17 protein-coding genes and 4 pseudogenes are annotated in these 19,024 nt (G+C 60.7%); 13 read left to right on the top strand and 8 right to left on the bottom strand.

The window, feature by feature from the left end; translation table 11 throughout:
* The first annotated feature begins 245 nt into the window (after positions 1-245).
* Positions 246-539 (top strand): PadR family transcriptional regulator, encoded by a 294-nt coding sequence (locus C3L37_RS05860; protein ID WP_129113687.1) that lies wholly within the window; start codon positions 246-248, stop codon positions 537-539.
* A 110-nt stretch (positions 540-649) separates the two neighbouring features.
* On the top strand, positions 650-1,999 hold the full coding sequence (locus C3L37_RS05865) for a metallophosphoesterase (protein WP_129113688.1): 1,350 nt from the start codon (positions 650-652) through the stop codon (positions 1,997-1,999).
* Positions 2,000-2,015: 16 nt separating this feature from the next.
* Here the strand turns inward: C3L37_RS05865 and C3L37_RS05870 are convergent, their stop codons facing one another.
* Positions 2,016-2,795: an SDR family NAD(P)-dependent oxidoreductase gene (locus C3L37_RS05870; RefSeq protein WP_129113689.1), complete on the bottom strand. Its 780-nt coding sequence runs from the start codon at positions 2,793-2,795 to the stop codon at positions 2,016-2,018.
* Between the two features lie 33 nt (positions 2,796-2,828).
* On the opposite strand from C3L37_RS05870, the gene C3L37_RS05875 reads away from it, so the two are divergent.
* Positions 2,829-3,161: a hypothetical protein gene (locus C3L37_RS05875; RefSeq protein ID WP_129113690.1), complete on the top strand. Its 333-nt coding sequence runs from the start codon at positions 2,829-2,831 to the stop codon at positions 3,159-3,161.
* A gap of 102 nt (positions 3,162-3,263) precedes the next feature.
* Here the strand turns inward: C3L37_RS05875 and C3L37_RS05880 are convergent, their stop codons facing one another.
* The 3 genes from C3L37_RS05880 to C3L37_RS05890 all read right to left on the bottom strand — a co-directional run bounded on the left by C3L37_RS05880 (position 3,264) and on the right by C3L37_RS05890 (position 5,791).
* Complete coding sequence (locus C3L37_RS05880) at positions 3,264-3,647, bottom strand: hypothetical protein (RefSeq protein WP_129113691.1); 384 nt, start codon at positions 3,645-3,647, stop codon at positions 3,264-3,266.
* 102 nt (positions 3,648-3,749) lie between these two features.
* Entirely contained in the window at positions 3,750-5,279 is a 1,530-nt protein-coding gene (locus C3L37_RS05885) for an MATE family efflux transporter (RefSeq protein ID WP_129113692.1), read from the bottom strand.
* Positions 5,280-5,461: 182 nt separating this feature from the next.
* Positions 5,462-5,791: a hypothetical protein gene (locus C3L37_RS05890; RefSeq protein WP_129113693.1), complete on the bottom strand. Its 330-nt coding sequence runs from the start codon at positions 5,789-5,791 to the stop codon at positions 5,462-5,464.
* A gap of 135 nt (positions 5,792-5,926) precedes the next feature.
* Here C3L37_RS05890 and C3L37_RS05895 point away from each other — a divergent pair, with 135 nt between their 5' ends.
* The 3 genes from C3L37_RS05895 (at position 5,927) to C3L37_RS05905 (ending at position 8,545) form a co-directional block, all read left to right on the top strand.
* Positions 5,927-6,121, top strand: coding sequence for an HVO_2922 family protein (locus C3L37_RS05895; protein WP_129113694.1), 195 nt, complete (start codon positions 5,927-5,929; stop codon positions 6,119-6,121).
* Positions 6,122-6,449: 328 nt separating this feature from the next.
* Entirely contained in the window at positions 6,450-7,829 is a 1,380-nt protein-coding gene (locus C3L37_RS05900; RefSeq protein ID WP_129113695.1) for a sodium:calcium antiporter, read from the top strand.
* A gap of 311 nt (positions 7,830-8,140) precedes the next feature.
* Positions 8,141-8,545: a DUF5518 domain-containing protein gene (locus C3L37_RS05905; protein ID WP_129113696.1), complete on the top strand. Its 405-nt coding sequence runs from the start codon at positions 8,141-8,143 to the stop codon at positions 8,543-8,545.
* 221 nt (positions 8,546-8,766) lie between these two features.
* Here the strand turns inward: C3L37_RS05905 and C3L37_RS05910 are convergent.
* A pseudogene (locus C3L37_RS05910) lies at positions 8,767-9,441 on the bottom strand (inorganic phosphate transporter); the annotation flags it as partial.
* Between the two features lie 22 nt (positions 9,442-9,463).
* A pseudogene (locus C3L37_RS05915) lies at positions 9,464-10,767 on the bottom strand (RNA-guided endonuclease InsQ/TnpB family protein).
* Positions 10,768-11,185: 418 nt separating this feature from the next.
* Here C3L37_RS05915 and C3L37_RS05920 point away from each other — a divergent pair.
* Complete coding sequence (locus C3L37_RS05920) at positions 11,186-11,713, top strand: hypothetical protein (protein WP_129113698.1); 528 nt, start codon at positions 11,186-11,188, stop codon at positions 11,711-11,713.
* Positions 11,714-11,772: 59 nt separating this feature from the next.
* Here the strand turns inward: C3L37_RS05920 and C3L37_RS25680 are convergent, their stop codons facing one another.
* Entirely contained in the window at positions 11,773-12,036 is a 264-nt protein-coding gene (locus C3L37_RS25680) for an AbrB/MazE/SpoVT family DNA-binding domain-containing protein (RefSeq protein ID WP_129113993.1), read from the bottom strand.
* A gap of 131 nt (positions 12,037-12,167) precedes the next feature.
* Between C3L37_RS25680 and C3L37_RS05930 the strand changes: the two genes are divergently transcribed.
* A complete protein-coding gene (locus C3L37_RS05930; RefSeq protein ID WP_129113699.1) occupies positions 12,168-13,331 on the top strand; it encodes an NAD(P)/FAD-dependent oxidoreductase in 1,164 nt (387 codons plus the stop codon).
* Positions 13,332-13,472: 141 nt separating this feature from the next.
* Here C3L37_RS05930 and C3L37_RS05935 read toward each other — a convergent pair whose 3' ends face one another.
* Positions 13,473-14,864, bottom strand: a complete 1,392-nt coding sequence (locus C3L37_RS05935; RefSeq protein WP_129113700.1) for an FAD-binding oxidoreductase — start codon at positions 14,862-14,864, stop codon at positions 13,473-13,475.
* A 266-nt stretch (positions 14,865-15,130) separates the two neighbouring features.
* On the opposite strand from C3L37_RS05935, the gene C3L37_RS05940 reads away from it, so the two are divergent.
* The 5 genes and pseudogenes from C3L37_RS05940 (at position 15,131) to C3L37_RS05960 (ending at position 18,628) form a co-directional block, all read left to right on the top strand.
* Positions 15,131-15,637 (top strand): OsmC family protein, encoded by a 507-nt coding sequence (locus tag C3L37_RS05940; protein WP_129113701.1) that lies wholly within the window; start codon positions 15,131-15,133, stop codon positions 15,635-15,637.
* A 224-nt stretch (positions 15,638-15,861) separates the two neighbouring features.
* A pseudogene (locus tag C3L37_RS05945) lies at positions 15,862-17,252 on the top strand (GntP family permease).
* Positions 17,253-17,289: 37 nt separating this feature from the next.
* A pseudogene (locus tag C3L37_RS24720) lies at positions 17,290-17,484 on the top strand (hypothetical protein); the annotation flags it as partial.
* Positions 17,432-17,839: a PD-(D/E)XK nuclease family protein gene (locus C3L37_RS05955; protein ID WP_394345779.1), complete on the top strand. Its 408-nt coding sequence runs from the start codon at positions 17,432-17,434 to the stop codon at positions 17,837-17,839. The pseudogene C3L37_RS24720 and the gene C3L37_RS05955, both read left to right, overlap by 53 nt.
* A 132-nt stretch (positions 17,840-17,971) precedes the next feature.
* Positions 17,972-18,628 (top strand): dihydrofolate reductase family protein, encoded by a 657-nt coding sequence (locus C3L37_RS05960; RefSeq protein ID WP_228546127.1) that lies wholly within the window; start codon positions 17,972-17,974, stop codon positions 18,626-18,628.
* Positions 18,629-19,024: the final 396 nt, after the last annotated feature.

The raw sequence follows: 19,024 nt of genomic DNA on the forward strand, positions 1-19,024 counted from the left end.
CCTCCCGCTCCTAAAGACGCGGGTGTGCCCCGCACTATCGATCACCCTCGTCGACGACGGCCTAACTTCGGTTCTCAATCGTGAGCATTTCGATCGGAAGCCCTCCTCCCGTCGGATCGATTGGCCGAAGCACCATCTATATCGCCGGATCGGAGAGAACAGCGAGAATCATCCACTCTCACGGTATTTCACGGAATGTATAACGTACTGATGTATAAATATTTGGCCGATGGACCTTCCTAGCGATGCCTCTCTTCACCCTCAGCGGCTTTCAACGAGACCTCCTCGTCGTCGTTTCCGGCCGCGACCAGCCCTCGGGCCAGCAGATCAAGACGGAACTCGAACGGGCCCGCGATGAAGAGATCAATCACGGACGGTTGTACCCCAACCTTGACACCCTCGTCCAGCGAGGCTACGTCGAGAAGGGCGAGATCGACCGTCGTACCAACTATTACGAGCTTGCAGATGAGGGACAGGACGCCCCCCACGAGCACCGCGAATGGCAAGAACGGTACCTCCAAGAGACCGCGTTCGCCTGACGCTGTAGCCACACCTCTGCGTCTACGCTCGCAGGAAAGGACGAAGGTTATGCCGAGCATCAAACGGAAGGTCCAGGAACTATGAACCACAGAGAGTTGAGTCGACCTGAATGACGATGGAGTACGTCTTTATCAGCGATCTCCACATCGGTGGCGACGAACAGCTCACGACGCTCGATTTCGGGGACGAACTCCTCGTATTCCTCGAACGACTCGAAGAACGCGGCGGCCCCGTCGAGTTGATAATCGTCGGCGACACTTTCGGGCTCTGGGAATACACCGAGGTGTCGGGACTCGATAAGCTCGACGCGCTGGTAGCCGACCATCCCGCGCTGTTCGAGCAGTTCCGTGCGACCGGCGAGGAGATCCAGATCACCCTCATCCCGGGAAATCATGACTACGACCTCGCCTGTGACCCGGCGTACGTCGACCGCCTTGCCGAGTACAACCTCTCGCTCGAACCGGAGATCTACATCACCCGCGAGATCGGCGGTGCGACGATCTGGATCGAGCACGGCCAGCAACACGACGCGAACAACCACATGCCCGACTGGGGAAACGCGGACGCACTGCCGGTCGGCTACTTCGTGGTCCAGCGGATCGTTGCGGCCGCCGGCCGGTACTCCGATCACGCCCGGGGGAACTGGCTGCGGGACATCCAGTCAGTCGCCCCTATGGAGGAAATTCCCCACTGGCTGTTTTCGAACTACTTCTACCGCGAGATGAGCCCGTACCTGCGCGCCGTCATCGCACCGCTTCTCCTGTTTTTCAACGTCAGCCTGCTTTACCTGCTGGGCGCTACCCTCGAAGAGATCGGCGTCCTGCCGACGCGGTTCTTTCTCGGCAACGAACTGGTCCACGCGCTCGGAATTGCCGGCATCGTTCTCGAGGTGATTGTCGCGATCAACGTCACGATAGCGGCGGTCTTGCTCTTGCTCGCGGTGCCGCTTTGGATCTTCGGTCGCGACCTCCGACACACCCTCGAACGGTTCGGCGTCGTCGCCTCGGGGATCCGCGTCGGTCAAGGCGACGAGCCGTTTTTGAAGGCCGCCAGAGACGTTTTCGAGACACGCACCGATGTCGCGGTGTATGTCTACGGTCACACCCACCGGGCGTCGCTCACTCGGTGGGGTGACCGGCTGGTGCTCAACACCGGGACCTGGTTGAAGAAGCTTCAGCGCGTCCCGACGTGGTTTTCGCGGCTCCCATCGGTCTACTACCCTTCGTTTCGCCTGAACTACTACCGGATCTTCTCCGAGGGGGATCACCTCGTCGTCGAGTACGAGGAGATCGAAACCGATCAGCCGCGCGATCTCACCCTCTTCCAGCGGCTGGTCGCCCGCCGGCCGTCGCCCGAGGCGTCGATTCCTGCGCGGACTGCGATCGATCCGTCGGGGCCGCCCGCGTTCTTGGAATCGCGATCCGACGCTGAATCCGAACTTCCCGCCGAATCCGAATGATGCTCTTGATCTAGGTCTACCGCACGGTGTACCCACCGTCGACGACGATGGAAGCGCCCGTCATATACCGCGACGCGTCGCTCGCCAGGAAGACGGCCGTCGGCGCGACGTCCTCGGGGCCGGCGATATCGGGCAGCAGCATTTCGGACTTCCAGATCTCGTCGATATCCGGATCGACGGCGTCCGCCTGATCGGTGTTGTCGGTGCGGATGTACCCCGGCGCGATCGTGTTGACCCGGATGCCGTGTTCCGCCCACTCGGAAGCCAGTTGTCGCGTGAACGCCTCGATACCCCCTTTCGAAGCGTTGTAGGAGACCTGCCGCTGCGGGTAGTTCGCGACGAACGCCGACATCGACGACACACTGAGAATCGAGCCGCCGTCAGATTCCATCATCTCCCGTCCGACGTACTTCGAGCAGAGGAACGTTCCGCGGAGGTTGATGTTGACGACGCGATTCCACTCATCGACGGTCATCTCCTCGGCCGCTTCGTGGATCACGACGCCCGCGTTGTTAACGAGGACGTCGATGGCTCCGAACTCCTCGACGGTCGCGGTGACCATCGCTCGTACCGAATCCTCATCGGCGACATCCGTTTGGACGGCGCGCGTCTCGCTGTCGGTGTCGTTGGCGATTTCGGCTGCTGCTTTTTCGCCCGATTTTTCGTTTCGGTTGGCCACGACGATATTTGCACCCGCCTCGGCGAGCGCCTGTGCGATCGCTCGGCCGATACCGCGGTTGCCGCCCGTGACGATTGCCGTCTTTTCGTCGAGCCTGAACCTGTCGAGAACTGGCATAAGCTCTTCTCAGTTCGGGAGGGAAATTACGTTTTGGCTCGTGGAAGCGCCGGCCTCTCGGAGGATCCCCCGTATGGCGCGGTCGAAGAGTGGAAGTCCTTCCGCGTGGACGTCTCTAGCTGGGAGGACAGCGAACCCGTGCACCTCCGGCTGACCACCGTCGTTGCGTCTCGACTCGACGACTGGGGGTTGAACGCGACGGCGGTGTGGACCGGCGTCCCGATGCGCGTCGCCGCGGCGGTCGTCGGCCGCGGCGACGCGCTCTCGACTGGTGCGAAGCCGCCAGAGGAAGCGCTCGCCCCCGATCCGTTCGTCGACGAACTCGCCGAACGGAACATCGTGATCGAGGAGAGGCGTCTCGCATAGCGCAAGTGAACGCTAGGCTCGTCGGTTTGCACCCCGCTGGACGGCCCGCGACGGCCACGCGAACCGTTCGGAAGCTTTGCCGTGGCCGAGGCGGTGAACCGCTTATCGCTTCCTGAGTTCGTTCAGGGCGAGGAGGACGTAGAGTAAGCCGACGAGCCGTGTTCCGGGGTAGACCCACGGCCTCCACGAGCATCGCTCGGCGTCGACGTACGCGATCCGAGCGGAGTAATCGGTGAACCGCCGCGGATACAGTACGGCGACGAGGCCGACGATCCCGAGGAATTTCTTGAACGCCGAGTACGAGGCGTCGGACCGCCAAGCGAGAAACAGGTAGACGACCCCCTCGGCCCGTGCGACGGGGACGACCCACGACTCCATCCGGCACTCGTCCGGGTTTTCGAGCGCGATCCGTTCGGCGGCGTGAATGAGCTTCTCGGGCGAAAGAATGTCAAGGATGCCGATCAGCGTGAGAAGCGTTCGAAACATAGCCGTACGTACGGGGAGTATACTGAAAAAGGTCAGCGGGTAGTCCGGCGTGGCGGAGGCGCGAGCGTTCGGTACGAGACGGCCACGATGTCGGATCCGTTTTCAGAGCGAGGGGGACGTCACCCACGTTCCTCGGAGGAACCACAGCGCAGCGATCGACGTGGAGATGATGTATGACAGCGCGATCGCGTACCACACGCCGATGACGCCCATCTCGAACCACGTCAGGAACGCATAGCTCATCGGGAGCCGGAACATCCACAGCTCTTGGACGGACAGGATCATCGCGAGTTTCGTATTCCCACTTCCTCGGAAGGCCGCGAGCGTAACCTGGAACGCGCCGAGGAAGATCATCGCGGGACCGACGATCCACACGTATGCGGCACTACTTCGGACGATGGACTCGGCGGCGTCCGTGTCCGTCTCAGCGGCCAGAAACACGCTGACGATAGATTCCGCGAAGGGATAGGCGGCCGCGACGGCGAATACGAACATGACGACGACCATCCCCATACTCAGGTACACCGCGTGTTTCGCTCGCGTTACTTGGTCGGCCCCGAGATTCTGGCCGACGGTCGTCTCCGTCCCTCTCGCGAATCCCAGCGCCGGTAAGAACAGCAGTGCGGCGAGGTATTCGGCGATCCCGAACGCTGCGACGGCGGCGTCGCCTTCTATCGCGACGATCGCGGTCAGAATCGCGATGCCGCTCGCACGAAACGCCATTTCGATCGCCGTTGGAACGCCGATCGTGACGATTTCGGAGAGCGTCGTTCGTCGCAATCTGAGGGTGTCGAGCGTGAGGTCAAGTCCAACCCGGCCGGAGAAGAGCAGATAGAGACCGAGCAGGGCGGCGATCGATCTGGAGAACACCGTCGCGATTGCAGCCCCCTCGACACCGTAGCCGGAGAATCCCGTTCGCGCGTGGAGCGTCGTTTCGAGCGAGCGGAGTCCAACCGATCCGAAGATCGGATTGGCGGCAAAGCCGTGGATGGCGATCGGATCGATGAGGACGTTGACGAACACGCTGAGCCCCATCAGCGCCAGCGGCGTTCTCGTGTCGCCCCATCCCCGAGAAATCGAGTCGAAGATAAAGAACCAGAACATGGGCAACAGACCGAGAAACGTGATCCGCGTATATCGGACGGCGAGCGTGTGCGGTTCCGCTCCAGGTGTCGCGCCGACGAGGGCGAGCAACCACGGTGTGAGCGCGTAGCCGCCGATCGACAATGCGAGCGAGACGATCGTAACGAAGGAAACGGTCTGGCCGGCTGCCGCGTTCGTATCGGTAAGGCGTCCGGCCCCTTTGTTTTGCGCGACGAGGACCGTTCCCGCCGTTGTCAACCCGAGTCCGATGCTGATAACGAGGAAGATGACCGGCCACGAGTAGGACATCGCCGCGACCGCGTCGGTCCCGAGGTGCCCGATCCAGTACAGATCAACCAGGTAGTATACGATATCGAGCGCCTGAGAGAGGACGATCGGCGCGGAGAGAACGACCAGCGGTTTGAATAATCGCCCGTCGATTACGTTAACTGACCGATCACCGGAAGCGGCCGATGACGTGTCTGATTCGATGGACACGGTTGTCTCGCCGCTCACATCCCCACGTATCGGTCGTTCCTCATCGTCCATTCAGCATCAGAATTCGACCGCGTCGTTCGGATCGATTGTGTTGAAGCGTTCACGGCGTGGGACCGTGAGAGCCCACTCGGTCATCCCGCGTCTGTCGCACCTCATCGCCGGCCGCCCGCCGATTCGCCCGAGTAAGCCGCACGGCCGACCGAACGACCTCACCAAGGGCACATCTGGGAGTCTCATTCTGACGACCTTTGGTTCGGGTTCAACTTGTCGGTCTGCGCGTCTCGGTTGAGCTTCTGGCGCTTCGGTCGAGATTTCCCGTACCAAAATCCGACATACCAGATCACGAGCCCAAAGACGAAAAACAGGGCGAAGCTGATGGTTACCGCGTAGGGCGGGGCAGGACTCGCTAAATAGATTCCGGCATAGACGCCGTAAACCAGGACGAGCGCGAGGATCGTCTTCACCGCATTAAATCGCATGGGTACGTAGATGCGATCAGTCCGCATGAGAATGGTGCCGGAAATATTCGGCTCGTATCTATGCCCGCTCGCAGCCATCGCCATCAGCTGCAGAGATCGGCCCGTACGTGGAAGCGGTGCGGGTTCATCGTCGACGAAGCGAACCGGCCGTCGTTCTCCCTCTATACGAGGTCTCGGAAGATCCACAACTTCTATCGTTCGCTCCCGAAATCGGTATGTATGCCGAGGAAACCGGTATTTGAGTTGTATCAGGACGCCGCCGGAGAGTGGCGGTGGCGGTTAGTCGTTTCCAACGGGAACATCATCGCCGACAGCGGTGAGGGGTATCGATCGAAGCAGGGCGCGAAACGAGGCATCAAGAGCGTGAAAAACAACGCCCCCAGTGCGGAGATCGTAGTTTCAGACCGAAGGTAAGGGAGCGTCGAACTCTCTTTCCGAGTATTCGCTCAGAACGCGATCCTCAAGCCCTGTATCGGCTAAAAGTTGAGATCACCGGGGAAACACGGATACTGACGCGTCGGCCGCTCATTCTGCCGATATCGGCGTCGAACGCGTTATCTTGTGGTTTTTGAGCCATCTGCGTGTGTTTCGATACACGCATGAGAACAGGTCAAACTGGAGCGAGTAGCGTTTCGAAAAGGTACTTCGCGTCCACACCGTCGGCGAGCCGGCAACCAGCATTTACTTCCCGATCTCCCGTCGACGCCCCTCGCTCATCCGATCGGGCGTTCGCCCATCATCAATGATTGATCGTCTCCGCCATCCACTCGTCGCCGTCGCCACAGCGCTGCTCTTGACGCTTCCGTTCGTCGTGCTATTCGTTAGCCACGGCTATCACCTCGATCCGATCTCGACCCCGGAGGACCCCGGTACGAACGTCACCCCCGCCGTAGCGGTTCTCGTCGGCGGACTCGCCATCCTCGGGGCGGCGTTCCTGCTCGCGTGGGGGGCGGAGACGGCCGAAAAGGACGTCCCCACCGCGTTCGCCATCGCTGTACTCGCGGTGCTCGCGGTCGCCCCGGAGTACGCCGTCGACGCGCTGTACGCGTGGAACGCTGGGGCGTTCAACGGAACTCCCCAGGGAACGGAAGCGGCCCATCTCGCCATCGCAAACATGACCGGGGCGAACCGCATCCTCATCGGGATCGGTTGGTCCGGTATCGCGCTATTCACGCTCTACCGGGCGACACGCTCCGACGACTCGGCAGTCGTCCAACGCCCTGGATTCTTCACGGACGCGATCAAGATCGATCGCGACATTTCCCTCGAAATCGTATTTCTACTCGCGGCGACGGCCTACGCGTTTCTCGTCCCGTTTGGCGGCGGCATCGGTATCGTCGACACGATCATCCTCGTCGGACTCTATGGCCTCTACATCGGCATAATCGTACGCGGCGACGTCGAGGAGGGAGACGCACACGTTGGCGTCCCTGCATACTTCCAAGAGTATTCGAAGCGACGACGCATCGCGGTCGTGCTCTTCTTGTTCGGGTTCTCCGGACTGATCATCTTCGAGGCGGTCCACCCGTTCGCTCACGGACTCGAAGCACTCGGAACCGGCATCGGGGTTCCGCCCTTCTTCATGATTCAGTGGCTCGCACCGCTTGCGAGCGAGAGCCCCGAACTCATCGTCGTCGCCTATCTCGTGAACAAGGCGCGCTCGACCGCGGGGTTCAACGCCTTGATTTCCTCAAAGCTCAACCAGTGGACGCTGCTCATCGGCACGCTTGCTGTCGTATATTCCATCGCAGCGGGCCACATTGGCACGCTCTCGTTCGATCAGAAGCAAGCCGCCGAAATCTGGATTACCGCCGCGCAGAGTTTCTTCGCACTCGCCATCCTCGCAAACTTCGAGATCAGCGCTCGCGAGGCAGTGGCGTTGCTCGTGCTCTTCATTTCACAGGTCGTCGCGGAGTTCTACGTGATTCAAACCTACGCCGAGCCGGCTTCCGTGACCATCAGTATCCTCCTTCTGTACGCCTACACCGCCGTCTACGTCATCTTCGGCGTCGGACTGTTCGTCAAACGTTCCAGAGACGTCCGCGAACTCATCAAGCACACCGCCGCGAACGTCCGCAACGCGATCGGTCGTGATTCAAGCCAGCCCAACCGCGCAGACTGATGGCGACGCTCGGTCGCCGCGGGCTCGCTCTTGTTGTGGGTACGGCGGTTGTGACGGCAACGTCGAGCGTCAGAAACGATCGAGTGACGGTCTTTTCGGGACGGGTTCGTCGAAAAGCTACCCTGATCGGTTCGAACGGCAATGTCCACGAGAAATAGCGAGAGAAGCACGTAGCTACACGCGATCTCATGACTGAAAGGGGTATCACCATGGCCAGGCAGTCGAACGAGCAGCGTTACGGAAGATCACATTTCCCGAGATATGTTCCGAACCTTACTAGTTTATCATCGATCAAAGCCTATGTACTACCGATGACAATTGAATGGAGAGCGGTGTTGTACGGCTTCGTCGTGGCCCTCGCCATCGGGTTACTAAGTGGAGCGGTGCTACCAGGAACGGATATGACACTTCCGATCGTCGGATGGGGTCTCACGGGGATCCTCGCCGGTTTCGTCGCCGGCTACGCCGCCGGGGGAACCATGGGTAACGGTGCGGTTCACGGTGGCCTCTCGACCATCGTCGGCGCGCTCGTCCTCCTCTTGGCGGTGACCTTCACCGGTGCCCTGTTCGCCGGTCTCGTCCCGGCGGTCGGGCTGTTCGCGATGGGAATCCTTCTCATCGCGGTCTACGCCATTCCGGGCGCGATCGGTGGTGCGATCGGATCGTGGGGTAAGGAACGACGAACAATGCGCCGGGCTGCTCGACCTGCAGCCTGACAGATCGATCACCCTTTTTGGCTCGAACGGAATAGCCAGTAGAGACGATTCTACGAGCTGGTCTCGGGAATAAAACCGGGGGCCGTATCCGCTCTTCCGCCCGCGGCGAACGCGCTCCAAGCCACGGAAGATGATACTGGCAGTTTTGATCTGGGATCAGGATCTTCCGACGTACGATTGAACGAGAAGAGGAGTACACACCACGTCACAGCGGTGGTGGTTCATCGGAAATACAGGAGAAGTTCAAAGACGACGTACGAGCCGAGCGTTGAGAGCGTCGGCGTGAGGAGCCACAGAAAGACGATCTGACCGGTCGCCGCCCGGTTGAAGAGCACCGGAGCGTCCTCGACCAACTCTTCGAGGTTATCTTCACCGATTTTCGGAACATGCGGTCCAGTCACCGCGTCTCTTGTCGCCCGTTTTTCGGCCGATTGGTCCCTCTCGGCCGCGAGATCACCGATAGTGGGGCTGTGAAGGGGCTCGGTAGTTGCCTCTGCGTCTGATTCGTTCCCGTCGACTTCCGCGATGAGCGCGCCCGTCGAGAAGTCGATATCAGCGTCGTCTTCGAGCGCAGCGCTCGCCGCTTCGGTGAGGGTGACCGCACGACTTGCACGGCCCCAGCCGAGCCCGATGACACAAGAGGTCATACTCACCGCTAAGCTCGCTGGAATGCCGAGTTCGGAGAGAACCGTGATGATCGTCGCGCCCACGAACGAGACGATCATGGCAGCGTGGATTGGGATGTCAGTGATCCCCTCGCCGATCGTATCGAGCGTCCGCCGGGCAATCGTGAACCCGCCGAGGCCGGTTGCAGCGACTGCGAGGAGAATCCCCTGATCAACACTTACACTGCCGCTTCCCACCAGTGGTGCGATCGCATTAGCTGTGTTCGACGCGCCCGCAGTGAACTACCCTACCCTACTCGCTCACGGCTGACGCCGTTCGCTCCGTGAGGGTAGGGCTTCCTGCTTCCACGACGCGCTTTGCAGATACAGGCGTATCCACAGGGAGCGCAGTCTCCACAGGCGTTCGAAAATCGCGTAGCGATTTTCGCAGCCCATCAGAATCGCACCGCGATTCTGAGGACGTTGATTCGGAGTGTCCCACTCCTATATCTTCGAGGTCGCGAGAAAGAATGTTCCACGCCGCGTTCGCATCCCTGTCCGCCTCAAACCCGCAGGCGGGACAGGAATGTTCACGGACCCACAACGGCTTCTCCGTCGAGACGCCACACGACGTACACTCTTGGTCGTCCCTCTCGGGTTGACCGCCATAAAGTGCGTCCCCTCTCGCTTGCACTTGTATTCGAGCAACGAGAGGAACGTTTGCCACGCGGCAGACGCCGTATTGCGGCTGTTCGACGGCGATTCGAGCATCTCCTTCACGTTCAGGTCTTCGACCGCCACGAGGTCGTACTCTCTGGCGTAGTAGTTCGAGAGTTTGTGCAAAAAGTCGCGGCGCTTCCGTCGGAGGTCTGCGTGACACTCCGCGACCCGACGCCGTTGCTTCTCGTAGTTGTTCGACCCGTGTTGCTTCCGCGAGAGCTTCCGTTGCTCGCGCTCTAAGCGTTCACATTCGTTCGAGAGGTCGAGTGACCCGACCGCCGTACCGTCGGTGTCGTGGGCGTACTTGAGAATCCCCACGTCGATGCCGACGCACTTCTCGGGGTTCTCGGGTAGCTCAGGAGGTTCACGGTCCATTTGGACACCGAAGGTGGCGAACCACTCGCCCGTCGGTTCCTTCTTGACCGTGACCTGTTTGAGTTTCGCGTCGTCGGGGATGGCGCGGTGGAGCCGTATCGGTATCTCCGCGAGTTTTGAGAGTGACAGGACAGTCCGACCGCCCTTCTTGTCGAGCTTGAAGCCAGACTGACTGTACGTGAAACTACGAAACTCGCGTGGCGGCTTCCACGTGAGCTGACCGACGCTGTAGCCGTTCTCCTTGAGTGCTGAGAGGCCTTTGACGTTTTGCTCGATTCGCATGACCGCCGTTTGCAGAACTGTCGAGTACACGTCCGAGAGGTCATCCCACCAATCTTTCAGGGACGGGATTTCGTCTCGGATGGACCGAACACGCTGATTGAGCGTGCCTGCGTCCTCGGGGATTTGGTTGAAGCGGTAGAGTGCGTGATTGTATAGTTGCCTACAAATGTCTCGGTGGCGGTCCAACTCCTCGCGGTGGGCGTCGGACGGCTTGAGACGGTACTTGTAGGCGTAGTACATGATGCTACTCGTGTTCCTCGATGTACTCGTCAAGTCTCTCGCGGATAAACGATGAGAGGTTCAGGTGGTGTTCCTGAATCCACTCGTGTTGGTCCTCTCGGAGTGTGATTGTAGTCCGCTTCATCGTATGCATTATATTTACTATATGCACAAAAGAGTTGCGATTACGTGAGCCTGTGGGTCGAGTGTCGAATCGTGTATGAGAGCTGTGCGGCGCTGTATACCCTCCCTGCTCGCGCCTTCCCTTCGGTCGGCGCTCGCTGAGGAAGGGGGCTTAGCGCCTCAATTCAGTAAAATCATGAGGCGTGGAAAGACCACCATCGAGGCACTTGTTCGCGGAATTGCGTCGAGTCTGATCTTTGACGCGAGACAGCGTTTATCACGATACCCGTCGCGCTCGCTAGCGGAGGGAGAGACAATGACGGAAAACATGCAAGCGCAGGAGAGCATCAGCATCGACACGACGCGTCGACGGGTCCTGCGGACCGTCGGTGGTCTCGGCGCGACGGTCGGCTTCGCCGGTCTCGCGGGCGCACAAGACGGAACTCCTCAGAATCAGGACGGACAGCGGCCGGCGAGGTATGTCCTCGGCGGGAGAACGGAAACCTGGGTCGGACTGTCGCCTGTCGTCGGCGCGTTCTACGGCCAGAGTAATCCGCCGCTGAGGTTCCAGCCGGGTGACCAGTACGAGGTCGTCTGGATCAACCTCGACGGGAATAATCACGAATTTCAACTCCTCGATGAGGCGGGAGAAGATCTCGAAGAGACCGAATCCACAGCAAACATAGGGGAGACGCGCTCGGTCAGGTTTCAGGCGACGCAGGAGATGGCGCGCTACCGCTGTGAGTATCACCCACAGACGATGCTTGGCGAGGTTCAGTTCGATAGCGAGTACACGACAGCTCCCCCTACACCGACACCGTCGGGGAACGAGAGCAACCGCTGAAGCGGGGACGTGACCCCATCGATAGCACACGCTCGTGCGCTGTTGCTCGGTATGGCGCGTCAGTCAACCCTGCAATCGGAATTGTTCGAGGACGCTGTCGGGAATAGGGTTGCGATACTGAAACGCCTCGTCCACACACAGTTCGTTGAAATCGGTTTGGACTGTGGCCTCCTCGACCGGAGGTGGATCTCATCCCCCTCAAGGGAGCGGTCGAGATCATCATACTCTCCGAGCCGGAGCCGATCGCGGACATGCTCTGGGAGCGTGATTCGACCGCGGTCGTCGACCGTCGCCGTTACGTGTTCCGTGATCGTACCTATTATCGTTCACCCATCGGTAATTGCTCCGACTCATCGTAACGGTGTTTCGGTGATTCGAGCGCTCTAACATGTCGGACGCCACTGAGCGATCCGCAGCGTTTTATATTATCTTTTCGAGTGTCCGAGTAGCATCTATGCCGACTACCAAAGACCGCGTCGTCGTGGTTGGAGCCGGCGTCTCGGGGCTTGCCATCGCGCGAGAACTCGCGCCCGACCACGACGTTATCGTCCTCGATAAAGGCGGTGTAGCCGCGGACACGTCCTCTCGAGCGTCCGGGATGATCTCGCTCTCGCTCGAACCGTTCCCCGACGAATGGGCGTCGTTCGCCCTGTCCCAGTTCCGCGACCTCGACGGGCAGGGCGTCTTCTCGTTCGCAGAGCGCGAGACGGTTCGTCTCGTTCCTGAGGAGAACGCCGACCTGTACTCCGACCAAGCACCCGACGGTGGAACGTTTCTCACCCGGACCAAACTGGAGCGTCGCTATCCGGAATCGTTCGGTGACCTCTCGGCGTACGGGGGTGGTCTCGTCTACGACGGGACTGGGTTCCTCGACGCCCTCGACTATGCGATGACGTTGAAGTGGACAGCAGAACAGGACGGGGCGAGGATCTTCCGTGACCACGAAGTGACGGATATCCGAGTTGAGGACGGGACGGTGACCGGTGTCGAGACGGAGTACGGCCGTCTCGACGCCGACCGCATCGTCTACGCGACCGGCTGGAAGACGCGCGACCTCCTCGCCGAGTACGTCGAGCTTCCGGTGAGACCGCTCCGGTGGAACGCGGTTGTCATCGAACCCGACGCTCCCCTTCCGGACGACTGCCCCATGGGCTCTGAACCGACGATGCGGATCTACTGGCGACCGACCAACCACGGTAACGTGCTCGTCGGCGGGAACGAACACCTCCTCGACGACCCCGACGGGACACCGATGGGGGTTCAGACGTCGTTCCGCGAACGCGCGGTCGAGGACGTCGCACCGCTGCTCGACGGGGTCGCCGCGGGAACCGTCCGCCGTGAAGATTGCTGTCCGACCGCTGACTGTGCCTCTCCTGACGGCCTGCCTATCATCGACACACCCGTGGAGGCACCCGACGGGCTCACGGTCGTGACCGGTCTTCACGGCCGGGGCGTCATGCTCTCGCCCGTAACCGGGCGCGCCGTTCGTTCGCTGATCACCGGTGAGGAACCACCGTTCCCGATGGCCCAGTTCCGGCTCGATCGGTTCGACGACCGGTCCGCCGATTTCGACTATCGAAGTCACTGGGGGGCGGGAGAAGATGATTGCGTGCCGTAGGATTCGTCGATCATCACATTCAGGTGTACGGTCGCCGAGCGAACCATCCCGAGGGCGTCGAAGCGTACACGCTGTGGTCGGCCTTGGAGAATACTCCGAGTGGCCTTGGGCGCAGCCGTCGCGTCGATGACGGGGAGGCCGTCACCTCGCCGGCTCGACGTTCTGGTTCACGTGGAAGACGTTGTCCGGGTCGTACCTCGCCTTGACCTCCCGCAGTCGGTCGTAGTTGTCGCCGTAGGTGGCTCGAATTCGGCCCTGCCCCTCTTCCATCATGAAGTTGATATACGCACCATCCGTCGAATGCTCGTGCAGCGCCTGCCAGTAGTCGCGGGCCCAATCCTTGATCGTCTCCCGCTTGGCCGGATCCGGATCTACCCCCACGATGACCATCGACCAGGTGACGTCGCGGTGGCTCCACGCTGTCTCGTCTGCGCCGACGCGGTGGACGGCACCATCGACTGGATACAGATGCATCGTCGACTTCGCGGTCGGCACTTCGGCGAAGCGTCGGTGCTGGGCGATCGCACCGTCGCTCAGCTCGCGTACGAAGTCACCCTTCCAGTACCACTGATCGCCCGGCGGGTAGAGCCCATCGAACATGCTTTGCAGCGCCGAATAGGGCATTTCTCCGAGATGTTCGAAGATCGGCTCGGCGACATCTCGGGCTGGCTGGGTCACAGCTACGGCCCGATCCTGCGACCCCAAATAGCACCATATCAATCCGCAGACGTTCTCGCCGTGGATCGCTTCCGGGAACGGGTCACCCGGCACCTCGGCGATCAGGTAGAACGCGTACACGTCCTCGGGAGCCGTCGGTAACCACTCGCGATACCAGCGCATGGTGGATTCGAGTTCCTCAATCGGCCAGAACATCGGCCCGGCGACGACCATGTCCACTGGGTGGAGCCGGTACTCGAATGAGGTGACAGCGCCAAAGTTACCACCACCGCCGCGTAACGCCCAGAACAGGTCCGGGTGCTCGTCCGCGCTCGCGTGAACGAACTGTCCGTCGGCCAGCACGACATCTGCGCTCAGCAGGTTGTCGATGGTGAGGCCATACTTGCGGGTCAGATATCCGTGTCCGCCCCCGAGGGTCAAGCCGCCTACGCCGGTCGTCGAGATGACTCCACTGACTGTCGCCAGCCCGAACGCCTGGGTGGCATGATCGATATCGCCCCAGGTGCATCCGGGTTCGACGCGTACGGTTTTCTCGTCGGGGTCAACCCGGATTCCCTTCATGGCGGAGAGGTCAATAACCAACCCATCATCCACCAAGGCCAGACCGGGACCGCTGTGACCACCGCTGCGGATCGCGATCTCAAGGTCTTGGTCGCGACCAAAGTTCACAGCCGCGATAACGTCTGCGACATCCGCACATCGCGCGATCAGACGCGGCCGCTTGTCGATCATTGCGTTGTAGATCGTGCGCGCGTCGTCGAAGTTCGGGTCATTGGGTCCGACGAGGGTGCCCCGAAACGTTTCTCGGAAGTTTTCAACAGCCGTTTCGTCGACGTCTTTTCCAGTTGTCACCATTGTCGTCCCCCTCCAACGCCCCTTTCAACACCTCTACTTCCTCTACTCCTCACACTGGGAGCGCTAGGTCCGTTACGACTCATGTCGAGTTAGCTGTTACCGCACCTTACCGGGGTCGCATATTGTCACAATATTCTATATGTTTGAAGCTAAAACTAAGCTTTCTCCGGATTTGAAGACGCAGACTCGATATCGACTGACGCAGCTCTCTAGAGCGTCCCAAGAAGGAGAAGGAATTATCCCAAGGGAAGCCGTATGCACGGGGCATGGGTGAAATTGACTTACAGAAAGAACAGGAGCCGCTAAAAAACGAATACGAAGAGAATCCGGAGGCGGCGCAGATCACGTTGACCGCGACCGGAAGCGAACAGGATGACGTTCGAGCCTGCAGCGTAGATATTGGCCGGGCGATCTATGAGGCGGAGTTACACAAAGGCGCAGGCGGTCCCGGGGCGGGGGCCTGTTCTGGTGATCTCCTGTTGGGGGCGCTGGCAGCCTGTTCGCAATTGACGGCGCAGGCCGTCGCAGAGAACTTCGGCATCGACGTTGCTATCGACGTAAAGGCCAGTGGAGATCTCGATCTTCGGGGGACGATGGGCGTCGACAGCGACGTACCGGTCGGATTCGAGGACATCCGTCTCGACGTCTCCGTCGACGGCGATGTAGGCGAGGACACCCAGGCGGCGCTCCAGAAGTACACCGAGCGCTACTGCGTCGTGTACCAGACGCTACAAAACTCGTCCGAGGTCGAAACCATGTGGACGTTCGAGTGATACGAGGGTAGCTCGTGCGAGAGAGACGCGCCTTCTTATTACTTCGTACCTGAACGTGACGATCAAACGTGATGAGCGCGAATAGTCGAGATGCGAACGTCGGCAGATGAGGTTGAGGTTTCGCATTGAGCGTTTCTGAGCGGTTACGCCGCGCGGTCGAAGCAATCCCCACAGTTCGCGGGCGAGAAAACAGTTAAATAGAAGCCTCTTCATGCGGCTTGACAATGGTTATCGAATCGCTTGCACTTCAGTTGAGCGGACAGGCACCCTTGATTTCGCTCGTGGCAGGGGTCGTCGCGATCGTATTCTTCTTGACCGTGCTCGATCTGCCGCCGTTCATCGCGCTCGTTCTCTCGGGGGTTATCGTCGGCATCGCCGCACCGACGATCGCGTTCGCCGACATTCCCGGCCAGTTCGCGACCGCGTTTAGTGAAGGTATGGCCGGGATCGGGATCCCGATTCTGATGGCGGCGGTCATCGGCAAGTCGATAATCGAAAGCGGGGCCGCAGACCGCATCGTCCGCGGGTTCAGCGAGGTCGTCGGACAGGACCGAACCGAGATATCGCTGTTCGGCAGCAGCTTCGTCATCGCGATTCCGGTCTTCTTCGACAACGTCTTTTATCTGCTCGCGCCCCTCGCACGGGCGGCCCGCTCACGCACCGGCAGAAACTACGCGCTCTACATCGTCGCCGTAGGCGCAGCCGGGGCGGTCACCCACGGATTCGTCCCGCCGACACCCGGCCCGCTACTCGCCGCGGAGGAGCTCGACGCCGACCTCGGCTCGACGATCCTGATCGGGCTACTCATCGGGGTCCCGACCGCGATCGTCGCCGGTCTCGGGTACGGCCACTGGATCAACCGCCGCTCGACATCCCGCTTCGCGACGCGATGGGAACCACGGTCGACGAGATTCAGGAGAAAGTCGACACGCTGACCAGCGCCCTCCCGGGACTGTTCGAATCCCTGCTTCCGATCCTCTTGGCAGTCCTCCTCGTGGGCGCGCACACGTTTACTGAGACGCTCGTCGGAGAGGACTCGGCGGCGGCGTCCGTCACCGGGTTCTTCGGCGATCCGAACCTGGCGCTGACGGTGGCCGCGCTGGCGGCGGCGTACACGTTCCACCGCATGAGCGACTTCACCGATGAAACGTTCGCGGACGAACTCACGGACGCCCTCCAGAGCGGCGGGAACATCGCCGCCATCACCGCTGCCGGTGGCGCCTTCGGCGCGATGCTCGCCGAGGCGGGCGTGGGCGACTACATCGTGGGCGGACTGGAAAACGTCGGACTGGGGCTCCTCGTGACGGCGTGGGTTATCGCTGCGGGGGTGCGTGTCGTCCAAGGATCGGCGACGGTTGCCATCGTCACGACGGCCGGCATCATGGCTCCGTTCGCGAGCGAGCTCGCGGTCAACCCCGCGTATCTCGTCATGGTCATCGGCGCGGGTGCGACGTTCTGTTCGTGGTACAACGACAGCGGCTTTTGGATCGTCAAAGAGATCGGCGGTCTCACGCAGGCCGAGACGCTCAAAACGTGGACTGTCGCAACGATACTGATCGGAGTCGCCGGCCTGCTCAGCACGCTCGTCATCTCGAGGATCATCCCACTGGCCTGAGCCCCGCGACGACAGTACTCGCGTCCCGCCCCGTAATCTGGTCTACGACCTCGCCATCGTCCCTGATGCCCCGCTTTCCAGTGGATTGAATCGCCGTCTCGATCGGGCACATCCCAGTGCATTCGCCATCACGCCGCGTCGACTCGCAGCGGGCCGCCGCGAACGCGCCGAGAACCGGAGTGTCTTCCTCAAACTCGTCACGACCACCGACCTCGGCTGGAAACAGGCCGCCTGACGGGCTGTCGGGCGACCTGCTGGTCGAGGAGAACGTCTCCCTCCTACTGGACGTCGACGGGACTCGCGTGATGATCTTCGGAATCATCGACCTCGTCCATGTTCGTCCCAATCGCGTCGAGGTGATCGACTACAAGACCGACCACGGGCGACACGCGAAAGCCGAGTACCGAAAGCAGCTCAGCGTCTACTATCACGTCCTGCGCGAGCTGTATCCGGATCGCGAGATTCCGGCGTCCATCTTCTACACCGCCGACGGCGTCCGCAAGGAGATCGACTCGCGAGAGCGGGTCGACCTAACTACTCTCGTGAAGACCGTTTCTGGCCTGGAATCTGCTCCAATCGCTCGGTAGCGGTCCCCCTTTTAACCGACGCACGCGATTAGTTGGACCTGCCATCATTAAAATAGTCAACTAATGATAAACTCCAGACGTCGTGATGAACAAGAGGTTACAGCTATCGCCTGCTCTCGCGTTAGTGGATGTATGAGCGATGCTCACTCGGACGAAACAACCGGTACGCTCGTCGTCGGAACGTTCCTCACGCTTGATGGTGTGATGCAGGCGCCGGGTGGTCCCGACGAGGACCGTGATGGTGGATTCGAACACGGAGGCTGGTCGGTTAACTACTGGGATGAGAAGATGGGCGATATCATGGACGGCCAGTTCGCTGAGGCTGACGCGCTACTACTCGGCCGCAAGACGTACGAGATCTTCGCCGCACACTGGCCCAACGTCGATACAGAGGACGATCCCGTGGCGACGAAACTGAATACGATGCCGAAGTACGTAGCATCCAGAACCCTTGACGCAGTGGAGTGGAACAATTCGACACTCCTACAGGGCGACGTCGCGGAGGCCGTAGAGGACCTCAAGAAGGAGCGTGGGGACGTGATCGTGGTGCAGGGGAGCCAGGACCTGATCCAAACGCTGCTCGAACACGATCTCGTCGACGAGTTGTGGCTCTGGATCTTCCCCCTGATCCTGGGGGACGGAAAGCGGTTGTTCGGCGAGGGCACGATTCCTGCAGCCCTCGAACTGACGCACGCCGAGACGTCGAGCACGGGGGTCCAACTGCTCCGATATGACCGAGCGGGGGGGATCGAGTACGGCTCGTTCGCGTCGAACGATGTGGTGGAGTGAGGTGCGGTACGTTCGCGGGTATCGTCACCGTCGGTGTGTTTCCGAGATAGCGCCGTGTATTCGCGACGTCGTTCGCATCGACCGCCGAGTTCCTCAACGACCACTTTAATCTTAAGGGGCGTGGTTGGTTAGTCTCGATTACAGACTCGCTCGTGACCGACGGAGAGAGAGGGGGCGAGAAAGGGCGAAGTGGCCCGCTCGATCCAGTCGCTCCACTGGAAGCGTTCCGTCGAGAGGATGCACGCGAAGCGTCAGACGCAACTACAGATCACACGAGATGCCCTGACCAGTAGAGGATGGACCGATTGTGAGAAAACGAGATGCAAGCGGTCGACGTGGCGCTCCACGCCATTTCTTCGAGTCATCCGTCTTTATAAGCGAGAGAGGCTCACCGTT

Source organism: Halegenticoccus tardaugens (assembly GCF_004116405.1).
Taxonomy (GTDB): domain Archaea; phylum Halobacteriota; class Halobacteria; order Halobacteriales; family Haloferacaceae; genus Halegenticoccus; species Halegenticoccus tardaugens.